The organism is Cytobacillus sp. FSL K6-0265 (genome assembly GCF_038003465.1).
In the GTDB taxonomy this organism is placed as follows: domain Bacteria; phylum Bacillota; class Bacilli; order Bacillales; family Cytobacillaceae; genus Cytobacillus; species Cytobacillus stercorigallinarum.
In genome coordinates this window covers 2,938,609-2,960,199 of record NZ_JBBOPE010000001.1, presented here as the reverse complement: position 1 = coordinate 2,960,199, position 21,591 = coordinate 2,938,609, and the positions used below count along the sequence as shown (strand labels likewise).

Below are 21,591 nucleotides of genomic sequence, written 5' to 3'. Positions count from 1 at the left end.
ATGGAATTTTTAAAAGAATGGATCACAACAATTATCATATTTATTTTGCTAGCAACTGTTATTGATATGATTCTTCCGAGTTCAAAGCTACAGAAATACACAAAAATGGTTACGGGCTTATTATTAATAGCGATTATTTTAACGCCTATTTTTAAATTTGTTTCTAGTGATTTTGAACAAACAATTATGTCGCTACCATCCATTGAGTCTACTTCTTCAAAAGAAGAAATAGAAAATTCAATAGAAATGCAAAAAAAAGAAATACAAGCCTCCTCTCGTGCATATGCTTTAGAAAACGTAGAAAAAGCCATGAAAGCATCGGCGAATGAGGAGTTGGTAGAAAAGTACGGTTTAGAAATTACAAAGATAGAAATGATTGAAGACGATAGGTCCGAGCTTGAGTTCCCTGAAAACCTTCAAAAAGTCTATGTGCAAGTACAACCAGTAGAAGAAGGGGAACAAGAAGCGATTGAAGTTGTCCAAAATGTAGAAGTAGACACAGGAAAACCGATTGAATCAGAAGCAACAACTACTGTCCCAGGTGATATTACTTCTCTTCTGTCTACTAATTGGGAAATCGATGAAAAAGTGATGGAAGTATTTTTAGAAGAAGGGGGGATGGCGAAAAACGATGGGTAAAAAAGGGCCAATTACATTGCTGAAAGAGTGGCTAACAAAAGAAAAAGATGGAGAAAAAAAACCTGGTAAAGTTCAATACTTGATGATTGTTCTCCTATTTGGTGCAGCGATTATGCTAATCAGTAATATATTTTTTAATAATGAGCCGTCTGATGAAGTCTCTGTCTTTAACTCCGAGAATGAGCAAGCTGAGAAAGAGCAAGAAGTCTTTGGGCAATCTAAACCACAGTCTGCCAATTCGATTGCTGATTATGAAAAGGCATATGAAGCACAGATTAAAGAAGCGCTTGACACAATAGTTGGAGTCGATGATGTCTCTGTTGTCGTAAATGTTGATTCCACAGAGAAAAAAATATTAGAAAAAAATACAACGAATCAAGGACAAGTGACAGATGAGACGGATAGAGAAGGTGGCAAAAGGGTGGTGGAAGATCAATCGAAAGAAGAACAGGTTGTCATCATCCGTGAAGGAGAGAAAGAAGTCCCAATTGTCATAGAAACAAAAAAGCCTGATATAAGAGGCGTTCTCATAGTAGCAAAAGGTGCTGATAATATTCAAGTGAAAACATGGATTGTGGAAGCTGTCTCACGTGTACTAGATGTACCTGCACATAAAGTTTCTGTTTTACCGAAGAAAAAATAAGGATTAAGGGGGATTTATCGATGTTATTAAAAAAGCAAACAGTTTGGTTATTAACTATGTTGAGTTTAGTCGTTGTTCTTTCCATTTATTACTTAACTTCTCCAGACGGACAAATGAATCTTGCGGGAAATGACCAAGAAGAAAGTGAAAATACAGAAACAGGTGGTGCAGTTGTTTCAGATGTAGCATCTGATGAAGAATTTGCTCAAGAGAGACTTGATCAAATGAACGAAAGAAGTATGGAAAAAGAAAGATTAACAGAAGTGGCAGCTTCGACAGAATTACCTGCAGAGGAAAGAAGTGAAGCGAAGGATCAACTTGATTCACTTAATGAATTAGCTGCAAAGGAAGAAATGTTAGAGAATTTGATAAAATCAATGAACTACGAAGATGTTCTTGTAAAAGCTGATGGTGCCAATGTGAAAGTGGTTGTAAAGGCTGAAGAGCAATCAAAAACTGAAGCAAACAAGATTATTAGAGAAGTAATGAATGAATTAGGTACACAAGCTATGGTAGCAGTAGAATTTCAAGTAAGTAAATAGTCTAAAACTGAGCGATTCATACAATCGCTCAGTTTTTTTGCATTTATTTATAGGGAAATGATAAAATAGTTATAATAATTCGATAATAGCATATTCTTGTACGCCCATGACTTATGAGATATTTTACATAGTTAAATAATCCGAGGTTAGTAAGAGATAGAAACTTATATTTTCTTTCGTATTCCTAAGTATTTCAGAAGGAAAGAAAGTAATATATGTAGTGTTTTAGAGGAATACTTATTATTTGGATAATATTTACTATTAAAGTTAGTGTTGAACTTTCATTAGGTCATAGCGTATGATTATAGTAGCTAGTCATAATTGTTTTACATAACTAGTAATTCATCAATTAAAGTTGAAGCGTAAATGAAGAACAGGGGTGTAAGAATGCTAAAAGTCCAAGAAATTCGTGAATTGATTAAATTAGTTGATCAGTCTACTATTGAAGAATTTGTTTATGAACATGAAGGTACAAAAGTAGAAATGAAGAAAAATATCACTGCTATTCAACCTGCAGCAGTACCAGTAGTTCAGCCACAGGCACAGGCTGTAGTAACGCCTCCTGAACAACCTCAGAAAATAGCAGCAGTCCAAACGGAAGTTCAAAAAGTAGAACAAGTAAATGAAAAGAATGAAGATAAAGATACTTCAAATCTGCATCAAGTAGTTTCTCCTATGGTTGGGACTTTTTATCAGTCATCCTCACCAGATGCAGATGCATATGTAAAAGTTGGTTCTAAAATCACCAAAGATTCCATTCTGTGTATTGTTGAAGCAATGAAATTATTCAATGAAATCGAAGCAGAAGTAGATGGAGAAATTGTGGAGATTTTAGTTAAAGATGGTCAATTAGTTGAATACGGGCAACCATTATTTTTAGTGAAGCCTGAGTAAGGGGGGCTTTTGTCGATGATTAAAAAAGTATTAATCGCTAATAGAGGAGAAATCGCTGTACGTATTATTCGTGCATGTCGCGAAATGGGTATTGAAAGTGTGGCTGTTTATTCAGAAGGTGATAAAGAAGCTTTACATGTTCAGCTTGCTGATGAAGCTTATTGTATCGGTCCAGTTTCTTCGAAGGATAGTTACCTAAATTTCACTAGTATTATAAGTGTGGCAAAGTTAACAGATTGCGATGCCATCCATCCAGGTTACGGTTTTCTAGCTGAAAACAGTGACTTTGCAGAATTATGTCGCGAGTGTCATATTACATTTATTGGTCCAACTCCAGAAGCAATTGCCAAGATGGGTACGAAAGATATTGCTCGTGAAACGATGAAGGAAGCTGGTGTTCCAATCGTACCTGGTTCAAATGGAATAATTGAAGACATTAGTGAAGCGCTTGAATTGGTGCAAAAAATAGACTATCCTGTTATTATAAAAGCAACTGCTGGCGGTGGCGGTAAAGGAATTCGCGTCGCACGTAATGAAGAAGAGTTAACAAAAGGCATTAACATTACACAGCAGGAAGCATTAACTGCTTTTGGTAATGCAGGTGTATATATTGAAAAATACATCGAAGATTTTAGACATGTAGAAATTCAAGTACTAGCAGATAATTATGGAAATACGATTCACCTTGGAGAGAGAGATTGTTCCATTCAGAGAAGATTGCAAAAACTACTCGAAGAAACGCCTTCTCCAGCTCTAGATGGTGAAACACGTGAAGAAATGGGGAAAGCTGCAGTAAAAGCTGCAGAAGCTGTAAATTATACTGGTGCAGGTACAATTGAATTTATTTATGATTATCATAACCGCAAGTTTTATTTCATGGAAATGAATACACGTATTCAAGTGGAACATCCAGTGACAGAAATGGTGACAGGCGTTGACTTGATTAAGGAGCAAATTAAAGTTGCTTCTGGTGAACGTTTAGGTATGAACCAGCAGGATGTTACTTATAGTGGATGGGCGATGGAATGCCGAATTAATGCAGAGAACCCAGCGAAAAACTTTATGCCTTCTGCAGGGAAAATTACGATGTACCTTCCACCAGGTGGTTTAGGTGTTCGTGTTGATTCTGCTGCATATCCTGGATATACGATTCCTCCGTATTACGATTCAATGATTGCCAAAGTGATTACTTATGGTGACACGAGGGAGGAAACAATTGCTAGAATGAAACGCGCATTGAGTGAATTCGTTATTGAAGGTGTTCATACTACGATCCCGTTCCACTTAAGACTTCTTGAGAATGAGAATTTTGTTGCAGGGGAGTTTAACACGAAATTCCTGGAATTGAATGACGTTATGAAATCTGAATAATAATTGGAGGTTTCAAAATGAGCGATCAAAATATTCTAGAAATGAACCAAGAGGAAACAGGGTTAGGTAAGGTGGAAATTGCACCTGAAGTCATTGAAGTAATTGCAGGGATTGCGGCATCTGAAGTGGAAGGTGTGGCACAAATGCGTGGAAACTTCGCATCAGGTGTCGTTGAGAAATTAGGCAAGAAAAACCATGGAAAAGGTGTAAAAGTCGAATTAGCTGAAGAAGGCATAAAAGTGGATGTCTACTGCTTAATGAAATTTGGCGTATCTATTCCAACCGTTGCACAAAGTATTCAAGATAATATTCGTCAAGCTCTATTCAATATGACAGCGCTTGAAACGAAAGAAATTAATATTCATGTAGTTGGTATTCTGTTTGAAAACCAAAAACAAGAAGATGAATACGAACAAGAAATATAAAAAGACAAAAAAAGCGACTAGAGACATCGATGTCTTTAGTCGTCTTTTTTTATGTTGATTAATCTGCTCCGTGGCTTCAAGATTTGTTTCAACTATTTTTTTAAAAGCCTATTCCTATCAATGACAATGGGAGCATTTTCTAAAGTTCATCAGACTGTAAGGAAAAATAGAGGAAAATTATTGACACCACTGTGCGAATCATAGTCAGTTATGCTATTATCTTCTTATGTGTTTTTTTATGCGTCGATAAAGAAATCCAAGAGGAGATTTATATAATAGATTTGAATGATAAAGGAGAAATAAGAAATGAAAAGAAGAACAGCAAGGGAAAAAGCATTGCAAGCGCTATTTCAAATCGATTTAAGTGGAGCGGAAATGAATGAGGCCATTCATCATGTGTTAGATGAACAACCAGAAGATTCTTATTTAAACCATCTCGTAAGTGGTGTTCTTCATCATAAAGCAGCGATTGATGAATTAATATCTAACAATCTTGAGAACTGGAAACTGGATCGTTTGGCAACGGTTGATCGTAATTTACTACGTCTTAGCACTTTTGAATTTGCTTTTAGCGAGGAAGATATACCGGTTAATGTTGTGATTAATGAAGCCATTGAAATCGCAAAAATGTATGGAGACGACCAATCTCCAAAGTTTATCAATAGCGTATTATCAAAAATCAAAGATAATCATCGTACGAATTAAGAGTATATATTATAGCGATTTCATCATTTGAATCCTCTGCTTAAACTTTCCTATTACAATTAATTCGTTGTAATAAAGAAGGAGATAAGAATGGAAGAAAAGAGATATTTAACAGTTTACGCATTAACCAAATATATAAAGCGGAAATTTGATAGAGATCCCCATTTACAACAAGTAATGGTAAAAGGTGAAATATCAAATTTTAAGCGCCATTCAAGTGGTCATATGTACTTCACATTAAAAGATGAAAAATCAAGAATTCTTGCAGTAATGTTTTCAAGGTACAATCAGACGATGAAGTTTGTCCCTGAGAATGGGATGAATGTTCTGGTTACCGGTGATTTGTCATTATATGAAGCGAGTGGACAATATCAAATATATGTGAAAGAAATGACACCTGATGGGATTGGTGACCTTTATCTAGCCTATGAACAGTTAAAACAGAAGCTTGAAAAGGAAGGATTGTTCTCTGAGAAATATAAGCAACGGATTCCAAAGTACCCGAAAGCGATTGGGCTGATTACTTCACCAACTGGTGCAGCAATCAGGGATATGATTACAACATTGAAACGCCGATATCCTTCTGTCCCTATTTATATTTACCCTGCACTTGTACAAGGAAAAGGTGCCGCACCTTCCATCACTCAACAAATCAATCGAGCGAATGAAAGGAAAGAGGTTGATGTGTTAATTGTTGGTAGAGGTGGAGGTTCAATTGAAGAGTTATGGGCATTTAATGAAGAAGAAGTGGTTAGAGGGATATTTGCCTCTTCTATCCCAATTATATCGGCGGTTGGTCACGAGACGGATTTTACCATCGCAGACTTTGTCGCAGATTTACGGGCACCCACCCCTACAGGTGCTGCTGAGCTTTCAGTTCCTCATATAGATGACCTAAGTGAACGAATCCATAACCAACAAGCACGGATGATTCGAGCCACGAGGGAGAAGTTAACAAGGCAATTTGAACGTCTTCATAGAGTAGAGAAATCTTATGCTTTTCGTTATCCTCAAAAACTGTATGAGCAGAAACTAGAACAAGTTGATCGCACGAAAGAACAATTAATTAAAAGTACGATCCGCTTATTAAAACATAAGCAGGAACTAGTCGATCAGCAGCGAAAACGCTTGCTTAGAACACCACCACACTCATTAGCCATAGAAAGCAGAAAGCAATATATCGAAATCAATAAACGGTTATCCCGTTCCATGAATGTTGTGAATGAACGAAAGCAAAGGGAATTCTCACATCTTCTATCTAAGTTAGAGACGTTAAGTCCGTTAAAGATTATGGACCGCGGGTATAGTTTATTGTATTCGGAAAAGGAAGAACTCATCAAATCAATTCACCAAGTCAAACAAAATGATGAAGTAAAAGTAAAGGTAAAAGATGGAACGATTTTAGCTAAAGTAAAGAATATAATCGAGGTGAAAGGTAATGGCTAAAGAGAAAACACCTACTTTCGAAGAAGCAATGGAACAACTTGAGCAGATTGTTGAAAAGTTAGAGGAAGGGGATGTCCCTCTAGAAGAGGCCATTTCTATTTATAAAAATGGGATGGAACTTTCCAAGCTTTGTCACGATAAACTAAAAAATGTAGAAGAACAATTAACAGAAATAATTACTGATGATGGAAAAAAACAGCCGTTTGTTATTCAGGAGGAGGAGTAGGGAGAATGAGTGAGTCACTACAAGCTTTTTCACAACATCATAAAACACTACTGGAGGAGAAAATGGCCTCTCTTGTTGAGAGTTTAGAATCTCCAGCTGTGCTAAAAGAAGCTATGCAATATTCTTTATCGGCTGGAGGCAAACGCATCAGACCTTTATTGCTTTTTGCTACTTTAGCAGCTTATGGACAAGAAACGCTAAAAGGGCTTAACAGTGCATGCGCACTTGAAATGGTGCACACATACTCCCTTATTCACGATGACCTCCCTAGTATGGACGATGATGATTTAAGAAGAGGAAAGCCAACAAACCATAAAGTGTTTGGGGAAGCTAATGCAATATTAGCAGGGGATGCCCTTTTAACTTATAGCTTTCAATTAATTGCGGAAACGGATGAAGCATTTGCTAATCCTGAAGCGAAGATAGCTTTAATAAAAGAGTTTGCAAAATCAGCAGGTGCAGAAGGTATGGTTGGTGGCCAAGTGGCTGATATGTTAGGTGAACAGAAGACACTTACGCTTCCTGAACTAGAATACATTCATGTACATAAAACCGGAAAGTTGCTGCGTTTTGGTGTCATTGCTGGTGCGATTTTATCTGGTGCTACAGATGAGGAGAAGCAGCTGTTAATCGAGTTTTCCACTCATTTAGGTTTAGCTTTTCAAATAAGAGATGACATTCTGGATTTAGAAGGCTCTGAGGAGTTAATTGGCAAGCCGGTAGGTAGTGATGAAGCCAATGCGAAAAGTACTTATCCAAGCATACTTACAATGGAAGGTGCAAAAGCAGCGCTTGATGAACACACCCAGCTAGCTAAAGAAAAATTAGCAAAAACAGGTTTGAATACTTACTACTTGGAAAAAATTACAGATATGATAGCTGAAAGAAACCATTAAAAGAGATAACATTTGGCTTATTTTTATTTTTGCTGTAATCTAGTACTAATCATGAAAAGGAAATGAGAAGAAATAGACTTAATTTATGAATAAGTAATGAAAGTGAGTGATCCGCCTTATGGATCTGTTATCAATTAAAGACCCAAGCTTTTTAAAAAAGCTCTCTAATGAGGAATTAGAGGATCTGGCCTCGGACATTAGACATTTTTTGATTGAAAAATTGTCAGTTACTGGTGGTCATATTGGGCCTAATCTAGGTGTTGTCGAATTGACTATTGCTCTGCATAAATCATTTGATAGCCCAACAGATAAAATTTTATGGGATGTGGGACATCAATCATACGTTCATAAAATCCTTACTGGTAGAGCTGGCCAATTCGATACGCTAAGAAAGTATAAAGGATTATGCGGGTTTCCTAAAATGATCGAAAGTCCTCATGATGTATGGGAAACCGGCCATAGCTCCACCTCTTTATCAGGTGCAATGGGTATGGTCATTGCAAGAGATATCAAAAAAGAAAATAGCCATGTGATACCAGTAATAGGGGACGGTGCCCTGACTGGTGGAATGGCATTAGAAGCGCTCAACCATATTGGTCACGAGCAGAAAAACATGATTGTCGTTCTGAATGATAATGAAATGTCAATTGCCCCTAATGTTGGCGCACTTCATAATGTCTTAGGTCGTCTAAGAACTGCGGGAAAATACCAATGGGCAAAAGATGAATTGGAAGCTTTTCTGAAAAAGATTCCAGCTGTCGGTGGTAAAATTGCTTCAACAGCTGAAAGGTTAAAAGATAGCTTGAAGTATTTACTTGTTTCTGGCGTGTTTTTTGAGGAACTCGGTTTTACTTATCTTGGCCCAATTGATGGTCATAATTATGAAGAATTATTTGAGAACATTAATTATGCCAAAAAAACAGAAGGCCCTGTTCTCTTACATGTGATTACGAAAAAAGGAAAGGGCTATGAGCCTGCAGAACGTGATACAGTTGGTACTTGGCATGGAACTGGCCCTTATAAAACGGAAACAGGTGACTTTCTGAAACCTGTTAATACCGCACCTGCATGGAGTAAGTTAGTGAGTGAAACAGTTAGAGAATTGGCAAGAGAAGATGAGCGAATTGTTGCTATTACGCCTGCAATGCCTGTCGGTTCTAAGTTAGAAGGCTTTGCAAGTGAATTCCCAGATAGGATGTTTGATGTTGGTATAGCGGAGCAACATGCGGCTACAGTAGCAGCAGGGCTTGCTACTCAGGGAATGAAGCCATTTTTAGCTATTTATTCGACATTTTTACAAAGAGCTTATGATCAAATGGTCCACGATATTGCTAGACAAAACTTAAATGTTTTTATTGGGATCGATCGTGCTGGCTTAGTAGGTGCTGATGGAGAAACGCACCAAGGTGTTTTCGATATTGCCTTTTTAAGGCATTTACCAAATATGGTACTGATGATGCCTAAAGATGAAAATGAAGGCCGTCATATGACATATACTGCTATTCAATACAATGATGGTCCAATCGCAATGAGGTTTCCAAGAGGGAATGGACTTGGTGTTGAAATCGATGAAAAGATGGAGGCACTTCCAATTGGCTCATGGGAAGTGTTAAAAGAAGGTAAAGACGCAGCTATTTTAACATTTGGTACAACCATTCCAATGGCTATGGAAGCGGCATCCCTTCTTGAAGCGAAAGGCTATTCAGTAAAAGTTGTCAATGCCCGCTTTATTAAACCATTAGATGAGACAATGTTACATGATATTTTAAGTATGAACATGCCTATTTTGACAGTTGAAGAAGCGGTTTTACAAGGCGGATTTGGTAGTGCCGTGTTAGAATTTGCTCATGATCATCAATACCATCATGCGAAAGTGGATAGAATGGGTATCCCAGATCATTTTATTGAACATGGTAGTGTGGATAAACTATTAGAAGAGATTGATTTAACATCTGAAGAAATTGTAAAACGCATGAGCAGATTAGCTGAAAAAAAACAAAAAAGGGCATGAAGCGAAGATGAGTAAAAAGGAACGGGTGGACGTTCTTCTTGTAGAACGGGGCTTGGCAGAAACAAGAGAGAAAGCGAAAAGAGCGGTAATGGCAGGCATCGTCTATAGTAATGAAATAAGGCTAGATAAACCCGGAGAGAAGGTAAAAAGTGATATTCCATTACAAATCAAAGGGAAAGCTATGCCTTATGTCAGTAGAGGTGGCTTAAAGCTCGAAAAAGCATTAGAAGTATTTGATTTAATAGTTGAAGATAAAATTTTATTAGATATTGGGGCGTCCACTGGGGGCTTTACAGATTGTGCATTGCAAAATGGTGCAAAAATGTCTTATGCCCTAGATGTTGGATATAATCAGTTAGCCTGGAAGCTAAGACAGGATGAACGCGTGGTTGTAATGGAGCGGACTAATTTTCGCTATGTTACACCTGCTGATTTAGTCGGGGAAATGCCAAATTTAGCTTCCATTGATGTCTCATTTATCTCCTTACAACTAATTCTTCCTGTTTTGCGAACATTACTAGTACCAGGTAGTGACGTGATTGCATTAATCAAGCCTCAATTTGAAGCAGGAAGAGAACAGGTTGGAAAGAAGGGAATTGTCCGTGATTCATCAGTACATGAACAAGTAATTGCCAAAATTCTAACCTTCGCTCAAACAGAAGGATACCAAATTAAAGGCTTATCATATTCTCCAATTACAGGCGGAGATGGTAATATTGAATTCCTCGCTCATTTGCAATGGCAACATGAACAAGAGGAAATGCATGCCACGCATTCTATTGATATCCAATCAGTAGTAAAAGAAGCCCACAAACAGTTAAAAGCTAAACAGACAGAATAAAAACAGACTGAAAAGAGCAGGCTAGGGGAGCATTTTCCGGCCTGTTCTTTTGTGTCAAACATCATAGGACATAAAAGGTATTTGCCTGAAATTCTCTTTACGAACAATCTTTTTTGCCAAAAAAACACAAATTATGCAGAATAAATTGTACAATATAGAGAAAATCAGCTAACATATGAATTAAAAGATAATGAGAATCGTGTTGCTTGTTTTAGGCAACGCTTTGTATTCATAGAGGTGAGTAGAATGAATAAAGGACAACGACATATTAAGATTAGGGATTTAATAACGAACAATGATATTGAAACCCAAGATGAACTAGTAGAAGAATTAAGAAATGCTGGATTTAACGTAACGCAAGCAACAGTTTCACGAGATATTAAAGAACTGCATTTAGTGAAAGTTCCACTTTTGGATGGAAGATATAAGTACAGTTTACCAGCTGATCAACGATTTAACCCTTTACAAAAACTAAAGCGTAATTTAATGGATGCATTTGTTCGTCTAGATTCTGCCGGTCATTTACTAGTAATGAAAGTATTACCCGGAAATGCAATGGCGATAGGGGTATTGATGGATAACCTAGATTGGGATGAAATATTAGGAACAATTTGTGGAGACGATACTTGCTTAATTATATGTCGTACACCTGAAGAAGCTGAAGTGATCTCCAAAAGGTTTTTAGAAATGCTATAAGCTGGGGTGAAGTGTCAGTGTTAAATGAAATATCAATTAGAAATTTTGCTATTATTGAATCAATCACCATTGCCTTTAATAAAGGGCTGACTGTTCTTTCAGGAGAAACAGGGGCAGGGAAATCAATTATTATTGACGCCGTTCATCTGCTCGTTGGTGGCAGGGGTTCTTCAGAATATGTAAGACACGGGGAAGAGAAAGCCGAGATAGAAGGTTTATTCCTATTAGATGACGAACAACACCCATGTTACAAACGGGCGCAAGAATTTGGTATTGAAATTGATGAGGGCATGTTGATTCTAAGGAGAGATATATCCAAATCAGGTAAAAGTGTCTGTCGTATAAATGGGAAACTTGTAACTATTTCGATTCTCCGAGAAATAGGCAGTACCTTAATTGACATACACGGTCAACATGAACACCAAGAGTTAATGAATGAAAATTTGCATCTTCCATTATTAGATCAATTTGGTGGCCCCCAAATCGCTAAAAGCAGACAAGAATACGAAGATGTCTATAGAGAATACGAGCAAACAATGAAAAGAATCAAGACATTAACAGAAAATGAACAGCAAATGGCTCATCGACTGGATCTTATTCAATTTCAATATGAAGAAATAACAAACGCTAATTTAAAATTGCATGAAGATGACGCCCTTCAAGAAGAGAGAAACCGCTTACTTAACTTTGAGAAGATGTATGAAGGCGTAAAAATTAGCTATAATGCCTTGCAAGGAGAACAAAAAGGGCTGGATTGGATTAGTTTAGCTATGAATCACCTTCAACAATCTGCGGAAGTGGATGAGGAGTTAGTTGAGTTGCAAGAAGCAGTTGCTAACAGTTTTTATCAACTAGAGGACACAGTAGCTATTTTAAGGAATAAATTAGATTTTATGGAATTTGATCCTGTTCGATTGAATGAAATTGAAGAGCGATTAAATGAAATCAATATGCTCAAACGAAAATATGGCCCATCTATAGAGGAAATATTAGAGTATGTAGCAAAGATTGAAGAAGAAATAGAAACATTAACCAACAAGGAAACACATATTGAACATTTGCAAAAGCAGGTTAAAGAATTAGAAGCTGACTTACTTGTCGAAGGACAGGAATTGAGCAAATTAAGAAGAAATGCAGCAGAACGATTAACAAAAATGATTCATCATGAATTAAAAGCACTTTATATGGAAAAGACTGTATTTGAGGTCCATTTTTTTACGGATAAAGAAAGCTTTCATAAAAAAGGTATTGATACAGTCGAATTTTACTTATCCACTAATCCGGGAGAACCGTTAAAACCATTATCAAAAATTGCTTCAGGTGGGGAACTTTCCCGAATTATGCTTGCCTTAAAGAGTATCTTTTCTAAACATCAAGGGGTAACATCGATTATCTTTGATGAAGTTGATACAGGGGTAAGTGGAAGAGTCGCACAAGCTATTGCCGAAAAAATTCATCAAGTAGCAATTGATTCGCAAGTTCTTTGCATTTCTCATTTGCCACAAGTGGCTGCAATGGCAGATACGCATTTATTTATTTCTAAAACACTCAAAGCTGGCCGTACAAAAACAACTGTAAAGCCATTGAATGAAGAGGAAAAGATTAAAGAAATTGGTCGTATGATCTCTGGTGTGGAAATGACTGAACTGACAAGGGAGCATGCGAAGGAACTATTGAGTCTTGCCAAAAATGTAAAAATACCATGAAAAGCTATCCAATGGAGGGTAGCTTTTTTTATTAAGTTGCCAGTTATAATTGCTCTTGAAGCAGGCAAAATTATATATGTAGCCATGAAACAAGAAGCGAGGAGAGTGTTGAAATGACAAGAGATATATTAAGAAAAATAATTGGTGGAATTCTCCTTGTTTCAATCATATGTATAGGATTTTCTAAACCTTTTCAAGAGTATATTCACATTCCTATAAACCTTACCGTATTTGAGGGTGATCAAGCACGGTATAATATGGCGGAAACTGTAAATGCAACAGTAAAAACACCCGATGAACAATTGGCGGTTGTTCAAGATAAAGAAGTCATTACACTCTCTGCTAATGAACCGGGCAAGAACGAAATGTTTCTTGATTTGGCTGGTTTCCCGATAAAAAAAGTAGATGTGGAAGTTTTAAAGGACTTTAAAGTTATACCGGGTGGGCAATCAATAGGTGTAAAATTGAATACAGTTGGCGTTTTGGTGGTCGGACATCACCAAATAAATACAATAAATGGAAAGATGTCACCAGGAGATTTGGCAGGTATTAAAATAGGTGATATTATTACAAAAATAAACGGTAAGAAAATTGAAAAAATGTCTGATGTTGCTCCTTTCGTTCAAGCAGCCGGAGATAGTGGCAAACCCCTTAAAGTATCAGTTACGCGCGATGAAGGGAAATTTGAGACAGAATTACTACCATTGAAAGATAAAAATGAACCAAACTTTAAGCTTGGATTATATATACGTGATTCAGCGGCTGGAATAGGCACGATGACTTTTTATCATCCCCAGTCAAAAAAATATGGTGCCCTTGGTCATGTTATTTCAGATATGGATACAAAAAGGCCTATAATCGTCGATGATGGTCAAATATTACGGTCTACTGTCACTTCCATTGAAAAGGGGAGTAATGGGAATCCGGGAGAAAAATTAGCCCGCTTTAAAGATGAAAAAGAAGTCATTGGCAACATTGATCGAAATAGCCCATTTGGAATTTTTGGCAAGCTTAATCGTGGATTGAATAATGATCTAATGGACAAACCGATGCCAATTGCTCTTTCGCATCAAGTGAAGGAAGGGCCAGCACAAATTCTAACGGTCGTTGAAAATGACAAAGTTCAACTGTTTGATATCGAAATTGTTAGTACGATTCCACAAAAATTCCCTGCTACAAAAGGAATGGTCATCAAGGTTACTGATGATGAATTGCTTGAAAAGACAGGGGGCATTGTCCAAGGAATGAGTGGTAGCCCAATTATTCAAAATGGCAAGGTTATAGGAGCGGTGACACATGTTTTTGTTAATGACCCGACGAGTGGGTATGGCGTGCATATTGAATGGATGTTAAATGAGGCGGGAATTAATATTTACGAAAATCAAGAAGAGCGAGCATCTTAAACAAAAAAGCGGTTTTGCCCGCTTTTTTTGTTTTTACATAAATAGTTATTGGTATGTTGGATTTTAATCATGTATTTCGATTCTAGAAGAAAAGCATGACAAATATATGTTAAAATAAACGAAGAAACAAAGATTTTTCGACAATGAAAAAGAAGGACATCGATTATAGTCGAATAATAGAGAAAAACAAAGAAAACTTAAGATTTTATTAGTTTTTTAAAGAAAAATAAAATTTAGTAAAGGATTTTTATCCCCTTTGTCGAAATTGTCACTTAGCAAATAGAGACAAAAAAATAGAAAATAGATTCAACTATGGGTTGAGGAGGAAAAAATTAGTGAAAAAAATCAAAGTGTGTGTGGTTGATGACAATCGAGAGCTAGTAGCTTTGCTTGAAGAGTATATTTCATCTCAAGAGGATATGGAAATAGTCGGAGTGGCGCATAATGGACAAGACTGTTTAAATATTCTTGATGAAATTGAAACAGATGTGCTTGTATTAGACATCATAATGCCGCATCTTGATGGACTGGCAGTTCTCGAAAAAATGAGAGAACTTAACTTGAAAACTCTTCCTAGTGTTATTATGTTAACCGCTTTTGGTCAAGAAGACGTGACAAAGAAAGCTGTTGATCTTGGTGCATCTTATTTTATATTGAAACCATTTGACATGGATAATCTGGCTAGTCATATTCGCCAAGTGAGCGGTAAATCAAGTCCAATGATACGTAAATCACCTTCTTCAACCAATTACCGTTCGCAAGCAGAGGCCAAACCTAAAAATCTTGATGCCAGTATTACAAGTATCATACATGAAATTGGTGTGCCTGCTCATATAAAAGGTTACTTATATTTACGAGAGGCCATTTCTATGGTATATAATGATATTGAGTTACTTGGTTCGATTACAAAAGTATTGTATCCTGACATTGCCAAGAAGTATAATACAACGGCTAGCAGGGTGGAAAGGGCAATTCGTCATGCAATTGAAGTGGCTTGGAGCAGAGGGAATATTGACTCCATCTCATCTTTATTTGGCTATACCGTCAGCATGACAAAGGCCAAACCAACTAACTCAGAATTTATTGCAATGGTGGCAGACAAGTTAAGATTAGAACATAAGGCTTCTTGAAAAAGCTAGGCTTGTGAACAGATCGTTCGCTCGAATAAACAAAAAAAGCGTCAGCATAATGAAAAATGCTGACGCTTTTTATGATTCTTTTTTAAAACGATCTTGCACTTTATTTCGTTTGCGATCACGATGTAAAATAAATCCAGCGATAAAGGCAATACCTAATATTACAAATAATAATCCACACACAAATTGCAATTGTAAAGAAGGAAAAGGGCTTTGTAAAATGCCAAATACCATATCCCTCATTAATTTAATTCCATATACCGCTAAAACACCGGGAAGTACAAGTATCATTAAAGCAATTAGTCTAATCATATTATTCCTTTCTTCCGCTGCTAAAATATTCAATAAACTCATTATATATGATACAAAACGTTTATTAAAGGAAGATTTCCTTTGAAAGTCATATGTGAATAAATATTTACACTAACAGGATAAGATATTTGTCAACAAGTGCAAATAAGGTTACATTATAAATGAAAGAAATTGCATAGTTTGTTTGAAAGAATATTCAGGGTAGGGTGAAGGTATGCAAAAGGTAATTATCATCGGGGCAGGTCAAGGCGGCTCCTCTATCTATCGATTATTAAAAGAAACAGAAATGTTAAAAGTAACAGCGGTTGTTGACATTAATCCTCATGCAAATGGACTTAAACTTGCGAGTGAAGATGGTGTGCAAATAGGTTATGATTGGCGTCAAATTGTTAAACAATCTGCTGATATTATTATTGAAGTAACAGGAGATGAAGAAGTAAGTAAAGAAATTAGATCTTCCATAAAAGAAAAAATAATTTTTATCCCTGGTAGTGTTGCTTATTTAATGGCCAAGCTTTTGCAGCAAAAGGAAGAGCTCATATCCGCTCTTTCTAATCAAACATATAAATTCAACCTCATTTTTAATACGACTGATAATGGCATGATAGTCATCAATCCAGAAGAAGAAATTATTCTCTTTAATAAAAGTGCTGAAACAATGACAGGATTAAATAAAAAACAAGTGCTAGGTAAAAAAATTGGGGAAGTGATTAATGGAAGCTTACTGCCGAGAGTATTGCATTCAAGAAGAGTGGAAACAAATCAAGAGTTTGTTTTAGGTAGTGGGTTGAAAATTATTACAACGAGAATTCCTGTTATCGGTGACAACGGTCAATTAATCGGTGCGGTATCTATTTTTAAAGACATTACGGAATTAGTTAATCTAGCAGAAGAAATTACTGATTTGAAAAACTTAAAAACAATGCTTCAAGCGATTATTCATTCAAGCGATGAAGCGATTTCTGTTGTAGATGAAGATGGGAAAGGCCTAATTATTAACCCGGCTTATTCAAAAATCACTGGATTAGCAGAAGAAGAAGTGATCGGTAAACCGGCAACCGCTGATATTTCAGAAGGTGAAAGTGTTCACATGAAGGTACTAAAAACACGCAGAGCCATTAGAGGTGTGCCAATGCGGGTTGGCCCAAAGAAAAAAGAGGTCATTGTAAATGTAGCGCCCGTAATTGTAGATGGCATTCTAAAAGGAAGCGTCGGGGTTTTGCATGACGTTTCAGATTTACAAAGTATGAGTCGAGAATTAAACCGAGCGAGACAAATTATTAGAAATTTAGAAGCTAAGTATACTTTTGAGGATATTATTGGTCAGTCGGATGAAATGGCAATTGCTATTGAACAGGCTAAGCTAGGAGCGAAAACACCAGCAACCGTACTGCTTAGGGGCGAGTCTGGTACCGGTAAAGAATTATTTGCACATGCCATTCATAATGCAAGTGACCGTAAATATAATAAATTTGTTCGTGTAAACTGTGCTGCCTTATCGGAATCACTATTGGAAAGTGAATTATTTGGTTATGAGGAGGGTGCTTTTTCTGGTGCGAAAAGAGGCGGGAAAAGGGGCTTGTTTGAAGAAGCGGATAAAGGAAGTATCTTTTTGGATGAAATTGGCGAGTTAACTGCCAGCACACAGGCTAAACTATTAAGGGTGTTACAAGAAGGAGAGATTACCCGAGTAGGTGGTACGAAGCCTCTTCAGATTAACGTCCGAATTATTACTGCGACAAATGTTAATTTGGAAAAAGCCATTGCGAACGGCGGATTTAGAGAGGATTTATACTACCGTTTGAATCGAATGCCAATTCATATTCCGTCTTTAAGAAAAAGAAAAGAAGATATCCCTTTATTAGTGGATCGCTTAATTGAAAAAATTAATATTGAATATGGCCGTAATGTAGAAGGTGTGACAGAAGAAGCAATGAAGGTTTTAATGGCATATGATTGGCCAGGTAATGTCCGTGAATTAGATAATATTATTGGAAGAGCGATTATATTTATGGGTTATCAAACACATATTGACAGTGAACATGTATCTACATTAACGAATAGTGATATCCCTGTTCTCGCTGATTCTGAAATGCATGTATCTATTCAGCAAGGAGAGCCATTAGCAAAGCAGCTAGAAGGTTTTGAAAAAGAAATTATTACGAAAGCAATGAAACAAGCAGGTGGAAATAAGACACAAGCTGCCAAGGATTTAGGGTTATCGGTAAGAAATTTATACTATAAATTAGAAAAATATCAAATTGAAAATAAAAGCATGCAATAATTTGCATGGTTTGCAATAAATTTCACGGTGTATTTATTCCTAATAAAGCGTTTTCATCGCATTTTAATTTTGGCACGGTAATTGCATAATAAAAAGATGAGTGCAGCAAAAAAAATTTTTTACTTGCACGCACTTTGAAGTAAAGGGGTTGAGACAGATGAAATTGGATTCGCTTATAGAGAAAGCAACCCAATATGAAGGCAATGTAGTTGCAGTTGCTGCAGCAGAAGACGAAGAAGTGTTAGAAGCTGTAGCTGGTGCACTAAAGAAAAACATGGCAAGCTTTCTGTTATTCGGTAACTCTGAAAAGATTACGCAAATACTGAATGCCAACCATGCGGATATCGCTAGTAGCGACCATCTAACAATTATGCATGCTGAAACAGCTGCTTTAGCTGCTGAAATGGCGGTTAAATCTGTCAAAGAAAAAAAAGCAAGCGTACTGATGAAAGGAAATGTTCCTACAGCAGTTATTCTAAAAGCCGTACTTAACAAAGAATATGGCTTAAGAACTGGTAGCGTTCTTTCACATGTTGCTGTGTTTGAAGTTCCTAACTTTGACAAATTTACAATTGTTACTGATGCTGCGATGAATATTGCGCCTGATTTGAGTCAAAAAGCGCAAATAACAGCTAATGCAGTAGGTATCGCTAAGAGTATTGGGGTAGAAATGCCTAAAGTTGCACCAATTGCTGCGGTTGAGGTAGTAAACCCAAATATGCAAGCAACATTAGATGCGGCGGCATTAACGCAAATGAATCAACGTGGTCAAATTAAAGATTGCATCGTTGATGGACCTTTAGCACTTGATAATGCTGTTTCTATTGAAGCTGCCGAGCATAAAGGTATTACAAGTGATGTTGCTGGACGAGCAGATATCTTACTTGTCCCTACTATCGAAGTTGGAAATGCTTTATACAAATCATTGATCTACTTTGCTCAAGCAAAAGTTGGTGCAGTGATTGCAGGTGCAAAAGCACCAATCGTATTAACTTCCAGAGCAGACTCAGCAGAAAGTAAGTTATATTCACTTGCTTTAGCTATTTGCTCTGCTAAATAATATATTTTCTTTTTAAAAACAAGGAGGATTTACAACCATGGAAATTTTTAAATATCTAGAGAAATATGATTACGAACAAGTCGTTATTTGCCAAGATAAAGAATCAGGATTAAAAGCAATCATCGCTATTCATGATACAACTTTAGGGCCTGCACTAGGTGGAACGCGTATGTGGACTTATGAGTCAGAAGAAGCGGCAATTGAAGATGCACTTCGTCTTGCAAAAGGTATGACTTATAAAAATGCTGCAGCTGGACTTAACCTTGGTGGTGGTAAAACAGTTATCATCGGCGATCCTAAAAAAGATAAAAATGAAGCATTATTCCGTGCTTTCGGACGTTATATTCAAGGACTTAACGGACGTTATATCACTGCAGAGGATGTAGGTACAACTGTGGCTGATATGGACCTTATCCATGAAGAAACTGATTATGTAACTGGTATTTCTCCAGCATTCGGTTCTTCTGGTAACCCGTCTCCTGTAACTGCTTACGGTGTATACGTTGGTATGAAAGCAGCAGCAAAAGCAGCATTCGGAACTGATTCTCTTGAAGGTAAAACAATTGCTGTTCAAGGTGTAGGTAACGTTGCTTATCACTTATGTAAACACCTTCATGAAGAAGGAGCAAAATTAATCGTAACGGATATTAACGAAGAAGCTGTTCAACGTGCAGTTGATGATTTCGGTGCAGAAGCAGTAGGAATTAATGACATTTATGGTGTTGAATGTGATATCTATGCTCCATGTGCATTAGGTGCAACTGTAAACGATGATACAATTCCACAACTTAAAGCAAAAGTTATCGCAGGTTCTGCTAACAACCAATTAAAAGAAGAACGTCACGGTGATCAAATCCACGAAATGGGTATTGTATACGCTCCTGACTATGTAATCAATGCTGGTGGTGTAATTAACGTTGCTGACGAACTTTATGGTTACAATGCTGAACGTGCTATGAAAAAAGTTGAAGGTCTATACGATACAATTGACCGTATTATGCAAATTTCTAAAGAAGAAAATATTCCAACTTATAAAGCTGCTGACCGTATGGCAGAAGAAAGAATTGCGACAATGAAACAATCTCGTAGCACATTCCTTCAAAATGGTCATCACATCTTAAGCCGCCGCAAGTAATAATGGTTCATATTGAAGTGGCGAGCGCCCAAGTCGGCGCGAGCTACTTCCTTATGTAATGTCAAAATAGGATAAATAATGGAGGGTCAGTTGTGCAAGATCAAATCAAGAGAATGCTCGTCATCAACCCAGGATCTACTTCTACGAAGATCGGTGTTTTCGATAATGATAGCTCAGTGTTTGAAAAAACATTAAGACATGATACAGACGAGATTAAAAAGTTTAAAACAATTTTCGATCAATATGAGTTCCGTAAAAACGCTATTTTAGAAACATTAGATGCTGAAGGAATTAACATTTCAAAACTAAGCGCAGTTGTCGGTCGTGGAGGACTTCTTCGTCCAATTCCTGGTGGTACTTATGCGGTTAACAAAGAAATGATTGAGGACTTAAAAGTTGGTTATGCTGGTCAGCACGCATCCAATTTAGGTGGGATTTTGGCTTACGAAATTGCTTCAGGTCTAAATATACCTTCCTTTATTGTCGATCCGGTTGTCGTTGATGAATTAGCTCCGATCGCCCGCGTTACTGGTTTCCCACAAATTGATAAAACAAGCATATTCCATGCATTAAATCAAAAAGCAGTAGCAAGAAGAGTATCAAAAAAATTAGGTAAAAAATACGAAGACCTAAACTTAATTGTTACGCATATGGGTGGCGGTGTTTCTGTTGGTGCACATGAAAAAGGTCGTGTCATTGATGTGAATAATGCACTTCACGGTGAAGGACCATTCAGTCCAGAGCGTGCAGGAACAGTTCCAGCTGGTGACCTTATTGATATGTGTTTCTCTGGTGAATATTACCGTGAAGAAATCATGAGTATGCTAGTTGGTGAAGGCGGTCTTGTTGGCTACCTTGGGACAAACGATGCTGTGAAAGTTGAAAAAATGATTGAAGCTGGCGATGAGAAAGCGAAGCTTGTTTACGATGCAATGGGTTACCAAATTGCTAAAGAAATTGGTACAGCAAGTGCGGTACTAAAAGGTAAAGTAGACGCGATCATTTTAACAGGTGGACTAGCTTATGGGAAAGCATTTGTAAATGATATTTCAAGCTATGTTAACTGGATTGCAGATGTCATCATTGAACCTGGTGAAGATGAGCTTCAAGCACTTGCAGAAGGTGCACTACGTGTTCTTCGTGGCGAAGAAGAAGCTAAGAATTACTCGATTGATGAATTAAATACAACAACGGTTAAGTAAGTAGTAATAGGAGGGTTT

21 protein-coding genes are annotated in these 21,591 nt (G+C 37.0%); 20 read left to right on the top strand and 1 reads right to left on the bottom strand.

Annotated elements, in window-relative coordinates; genetic code table 11:
• The 16 genes from spoIIIAF (at position 1) to spo0A (ending at position 15,574) form a co-directional block, all read left to right on the top strand.
• Positions 1–639 (top strand): stage III sporulation protein AF, encoded by a 639-nt coding sequence (gene spoIIIAF / locus MHH73_RS14925; RefSeq protein WP_191810569.1) that lies wholly within the window; start codon positions 1–3, stop codon positions 637–639.
• Entirely contained in the window at positions 632–1,282 is a 651-nt protein-coding gene (spoIIIAG, locus tag MHH73_RS14920) for a stage III sporulation protein AG (RefSeq protein ID WP_191810570.1), read from the top strand. The genes spoIIIAF and spoIIIAG overlap by 8 nt, the downstream gene beginning before the upstream one ends.
• A 20-nt stretch (positions 1,283–1,302) precedes the next feature.
• Positions 1,303–1,824 carry a SpoIIIAH-like family protein gene (locus MHH73_RS14915; RefSeq protein ID WP_341067827.1) on the top strand — a complete coding sequence of 174 codons (522 nt, stop codon included), beginning with the start codon at positions 1,303–1,305 and terminating at the stop codon, positions 1,822–1,824.
• Between the two features lie 387 nt (positions 1,825–2,211).
• Positions 2,212–2,718 (top strand): acetyl-CoA carboxylase biotin carboxyl carrier protein, encoded by a 507-nt coding sequence (gene accB / locus MHH73_RS14910; protein WP_191810573.1) that lies wholly within the window; start codon positions 2,212–2,214, stop codon positions 2,716–2,718.
• A 15-nt stretch (positions 2,719–2,733) separates the two neighbouring features.
• Positions 2,734–4,089 (top strand): acetyl-CoA carboxylase biotin carboxylase subunit, encoded by a 1,356-nt coding sequence (gene accC / locus MHH73_RS14905; RefSeq protein ID WP_191810575.1) that lies wholly within the window; start codon positions 2,734–2,736, stop codon positions 4,087–4,089.
• A 17-nt stretch (positions 4,090–4,106) separates the two neighbouring features.
• Entirely contained in the window at positions 4,107–4,514 is a 408-nt protein-coding gene (locus tag MHH73_RS14900) for an Asp23/Gls24 family envelope stress response protein (protein ID WP_191810577.1), read from the top strand.
• A gap of 306 nt (positions 4,515–4,820) precedes the next feature.
• Positions 4,821–5,219, top strand: a complete 399-nt coding sequence (nusB, locus tag MHH73_RS14895) for a transcription antitermination factor NusB (protein ID WP_341067822.1) — start codon at positions 4,821–4,823, stop codon at positions 5,217–5,219.
• A 90-nt stretch (positions 5,220–5,309) separates the two neighbouring features.
• On the top strand, positions 5,310–6,665 hold the full coding sequence (gene xseA / locus MHH73_RS14890; RefSeq protein WP_191810581.1) for an exodeoxyribonuclease VII large subunit: 1,356 nt from the start codon (positions 5,310–5,312) through the stop codon (positions 6,663–6,665).
• The gene (locus MHH73_RS14885; RefSeq protein ID WP_191810583.1) at positions 6,658–6,891 is read left to right on the top strand and encodes an exodeoxyribonuclease VII small subunit; all 234 of its coding nucleotides are present in this window, start codon (positions 6,658–6,660) and stop codon (positions 6,889–6,891) included. Before xseA ends, MHH73_RS14885 begins: the two co-directional genes overlap by 8 nt.
• 5 nt (positions 6,892–6,896) lie before the next feature.
• Positions 6,897–7,787 (top strand): polyprenyl synthetase family protein, encoded by an 891-nt coding sequence (locus MHH73_RS14880; protein WP_341067817.1) that lies wholly within the window; start codon positions 6,897–6,899, stop codon positions 7,785–7,787.
• A 118-nt stretch (positions 7,788–7,905) separates the two neighbouring features.
• Entirely contained in the window at positions 7,906–9,798 is a 1,893-nt protein-coding gene (gene dxs / locus MHH73_RS14875; RefSeq protein WP_341067815.1) for a 1-deoxy-D-xylulose-5-phosphate synthase, read from the top strand.
• 7 nt (positions 9,799–9,805) lie between these two features.
• A complete protein-coding gene (locus tag MHH73_RS14870) occupies positions 9,806–10,639 on the top strand; it encodes a TlyA family RNA methyltransferase (protein WP_191810589.1) in 834 nt (277 codons plus the stop codon).
• A 246-nt stretch (positions 10,640–10,885) separates the two neighbouring features.
• Positions 10,886–11,335: a transcriptional regulator AhrC/ArgR gene (ahrC, locus tag MHH73_RS14865; RefSeq protein WP_095372619.1), complete on the top strand. Its 450-nt coding sequence runs from the start codon at positions 10,886–10,888 to the stop codon at positions 11,333–11,335.
• 17 nt (positions 11,336–11,352) lie between these two features.
• A complete protein-coding gene (gene recN, locus MHH73_RS14860; protein WP_191810591.1) occupies positions 11,353–13,041 on the top strand; it encodes a DNA repair protein RecN in 1,689 nt (562 codons plus the stop codon).
• 113 nt (positions 13,042–13,154) lie between these two features.
• Positions 13,155–14,444, top strand: a complete 1,290-nt coding sequence (gene spoIVB / locus MHH73_RS14855) for a SpoIVB peptidase (protein ID WP_191810593.1) — start codon at positions 13,155–13,157, stop codon at positions 14,442–14,444.
• Between the two features lie 335 nt (positions 14,445–14,779).
• Complete coding sequence (gene spo0A / locus MHH73_RS14850; protein WP_191810594.1) at positions 14,780–15,574, top strand: sporulation transcription factor Spo0A; 795 nt, start codon at positions 14,780–14,782, stop codon at positions 15,572–15,574.
• A gap of 78 nt (positions 15,575–15,652) precedes the next feature.
• Here the strand turns inward: spo0A and MHH73_RS14845 are convergent, their stop codons facing one another.
• Positions 15,653–15,892, bottom strand: a complete 240-nt coding sequence (locus MHH73_RS14845) for a DUF2627 domain-containing protein (protein ID WP_191810632.1) — start codon at positions 15,890–15,892, stop codon at positions 15,653–15,655.
• Between the two features lie 214 nt (positions 15,893–16,106).
• Between MHH73_RS14845 and MHH73_RS14840 the strand changes: the two genes are divergently transcribed.
• The 4 genes from MHH73_RS14840 (at position 16,107) to buk (ending at position 21,573) form a co-directional block, all read left to right on the top strand.
• Positions 16,107–18,176: a sigma 54-interacting transcriptional regulator gene (locus MHH73_RS14840; protein ID WP_341067809.1), complete on the top strand. Its 2,070-nt coding sequence runs from the start codon at positions 16,107–16,109 to the stop codon at positions 18,174–18,176.
• A 157-nt stretch (positions 18,177–18,333) separates the two neighbouring features.
• Positions 18,334–19,236: a phosphate butyryltransferase gene (yqiS, locus tag MHH73_RS14835; protein WP_191810636.1), complete on the top strand. Its 903-nt coding sequence runs from the start codon at positions 18,334–18,336 to the stop codon at positions 19,234–19,236.
• Positions 19,237–19,273: 37 nt separating this feature from the next.
• Positions 19,274–20,371, top strand: a complete 1,098-nt coding sequence (bcd, locus tag MHH73_RS14830) for a branched-chain amino acid dehydrogenase (RefSeq protein ID WP_191810638.1) — start codon at positions 19,274–19,276, stop codon at positions 20,369–20,371.
• A gap of 113 nt (positions 20,372–20,484) precedes the next feature.
• Positions 20,485–21,573 (top strand): butyrate kinase, encoded by a 1,089-nt coding sequence (gene buk, locus MHH73_RS14825; protein WP_225230430.1) that lies wholly within the window; start codon positions 20,485–20,487, stop codon positions 21,571–21,573.
• Positions 21,574–21,591 lie beyond the last annotated feature (18 nt).